The sequence below is a fragment of the Pseudomonas sp. 3HC3 genome (genome assembly GCF_044904505.1).
Taxonomy (GTDB): Bacteria; Pseudomonadota; Gammaproteobacteria; order Pseudomonadales; family Pseudomonadaceae; genus Aquipseudomonas; species Aquipseudomonas putida_Y.
Genome location: NZ_JADDRH010000042.1, coordinates 1 through 3118 on the forward strand (window position 1 = coordinate 1; position 3118 = coordinate 3118).

Here is a 3118-nt window from a genome sequence, read left to right on the forward strand (position 1 = left end):
CTTTTGTCAGATCGTTCTTTAAAAATTCGGATATGTGATAGATATAGACTGAACACCAGTTTCACTGCTGGTGGATCAGGCTAAGGTAAAATTTGTGAGTTCTGCTCGAAAGAGCAACGTACGAATTTTCGGCGAATGTCGTCTTCACAGTATAACCAGATTGCTTGGGGTTATATGGTCAAGTGAAGAAGCGCATACGGTGGATGCCTTGGCAGTCAGAGGCGATGAAAGACGTGGTAGCCTGCGATAAGCTTTGGGGAGTCGGCAAACAGACTGTGATCCAGAGATCTCTGAATGGGGGAACCCACTCAGCATAAGCTGAGTATCTTGTACTGAATACATAGGTGCAAGAGGCGAACCAGGGGAACTGAAACATCTAAGTACCCTGAGGAAAAGAAATCAACCGAGATTCCCTTAGTAGTGGCGAGCGAACGGGGACCAGCCCTTAAGTTGGTTTGAGATTAGTGGAACGCTCTGGAAAGTGCGGCCATAGTGGGTGATAGCCCCGTACACGAAAATCTCTTATCAATGAAATCGAGTAGGACGGAGCACGAGAAACTTTGTCTGAATATGGGGGGACCATCCTCCAAGGCTAAATACTACTGACTGACCGATAGTGAACCAGTACCGTGAGGGAAAGGCGAAAAGAACCCCGGAGAGGGGAGTGAAATAGAACCTGAAACCGTATGCGTACAAGCAGTGGGAGCCTACTTTGTTAGGTGACTGCGTACCTTTTGTATAATGGGTCAGCGACTTATATTCAGTGGCGAGCTTAACCGAATAGGGGAGGCGTAGCGAAAGCGAGTCTTAATAGGGCGTTTAGTCGCTGGGTATAGACCCGAAACCGGGCGATCTATCCATGGGCAGGTTGAAGGTTAGGTAACACTGACTGGAGGACCGAACCGACTACCGTTGAAAAGTTAGCGGATGACCTGTGGATCGGAGTGAAAGGCTAATCAAGCTCGGAGATAGCTGGTTCTCCTCGAAAGCTATTTAGGTAGCGCCTCATGTATCACTGTAGGGGGTAGAGCACTGTTTCGGCTAGGGGGTCATCCCGACTTACCAAACCGATGCAAACTCCGAATACCTACAAGTGCCGAGCATGGGAGACACACGGCGGGTGCTAACGTCCGTCGTGAAAAGGGAAACAACCCAGACCGTCAGCTAAGGTCCCAAAGTCATGGTTAAGTGGGAAACGATGTGGGAAGGCTTAGACAGCTAGGAGGTTGGCTTAGAAGCAGCCACCCTTTAAAGAAAGCGTAATAGCTCACTAGTCGAGTCGGCCTGCGCGGAAGATGTAACGGGGCTCAAACCATGCACCGAAGCTACGGGTATCATCTTACGATGATGCGGTAGAGGAGCGTTCTGTAAGCCTGTGAAGGTGAGTTGAGAAGCTTGCTGGAGGTATCAGAAGTGCGAATGCTGACATGAGTAACGACAATGCGAGTGAAAAACTCGCACGCCGAAAGACCAAGGTTTCCTGCGCAACGTTAATCGACGCAGGGTTAGTCGGTCCCTAAGGCGAGGCTGAAAAGCGTAGTCGATGGAAAACAGGTTAATATTCCTGTACTTCCAGTTATTGCGATGGAGGGACGGAGAAGGTTAGGCCAGCCTGGCGTTGGTTGTCCAGGTTTAAGGTGGTAGGCTGAAATCTTAGGCAAATCCGGGATTTCAAGGCCGAGAGCTGATGACGAGTTGCCTTTAGGCGACGAAGTGGTTGATACCATGCTTCCAAGAAAAGCTCCTAAGCTTCAGATAACTGGGAACCGTACCCCAAACCGACACAGGTGGTTAGGTAGAGAATACCAAGGCGCTTGAGAGAACTCGGGTGAAGGAACTAGGCAAAATGGCACCGTAACTTCGGGAGAAGGTGCGCCGGCGAGGGTGAAGGACTTGCTCCGTAAGCTCATGCCGGTCGAAGATACCAGGCCGCTGCGACTGTTTATTAAAAACACAGCACTCTGCAAACACGAAAGTGGACGTATAGGGTGTGACGCCTGCCCGGTGCCGGAAGGTTAATTGATGGGGTTAGCGCAAGCGAAGCTCTTGATCGAAGCCCCGGTAAACGGCGGCCGTAACTATAACGGTCCTAAGGTAGCGAAATTCCTTGTCGGGTAAGTTCCGACCTGCACGAATGGCGTAACGATGGCGGCGCTGTCTCCACCCGAGACTCAGTGAAATTGAAATCGCTGTGAAGATGCAGTGTATCCGCGGCTAGACGGAAAGACCCCGTGAACCTTTACTATAGCTTTGCACTGGACTTTGAATTTGCTTGTGTAGGATAGGTGGGAGGCTTTGAAGTGGGGACGCCAGTTCTCATGGAGCCATCCTTGAAATACCACCCTGGCAACTTTGAGGTTCTAACTCAGGTCCGTTATCCGGATCGAGGACAGTGTATGGTGGGTAGTTTGACTGGGGCGGTCTCCTCCCAAAGAGTAACGGAGGAGTACGAAGGTGCGCTCAGACCGGTCGGAAATCGGTCGTAGAGTATAAAGGCAAAAGCGCGCTTGACTGCGAGACAAACACGTCGAGCAGGTACGAAAGTAGGTCTTAGTGATCCGGTGGTTCTGTATGGAAGGGCCATCGCTCAACGGATAAAAGGTACTCCGGGGATAACAGGCTGATACCGCCCAAGAGTTCATATCGACGGCGGTGTTTGGCACCTCGATGTCGGCTCATCACATCCTGGGGCTGAAGCCGGTCCCAAGGGTATGGCTGTTCGCCATTTAAAGTGGTACGCGAGCTGGGTTTAGAACGTCGTGAGACAGTTCGGTCCCTATCTGCCGTGGACGTTTGAGATTTGAGAGGGGCTGCTCCTAGTACGAGAGGACCGGAGTGGACGAACCTCTGGTGTTCCGGTTGTCACGCCAGTGGCATTGCCGGGTAGCTATGTTCGGAAGAGATAACCGCTGAAAGCATCTAAGCGGGAAACTTGCCTCAAGATGAGATCTCACTGGGATCTTGAATCCCCTAAAGGGCCGTCGAAGACTACGACGTTGATAGGTTGGGTGTGTAAGCGCTGTGAGGCGTTGAGCTAACCAATACTAATTGCCCGTGAGGCTTGACCATATAACACCCAAGCAATTTGCTGACGCAGATTGCGGTGGTGAAGACGAAA

The 3118-nt window shown here is 51.2% G+C and carries 1 rRNA gene; it reads left to right on the forward strand.

The features are described from left to right. Positions 1-176 precede the first annotated feature (176 nt). Positions 177-3069 (forward strand): 23S ribosomal RNA (locus INQ47_RS25540). Positions 3070-3118 lie beyond the last annotated feature (49 nt).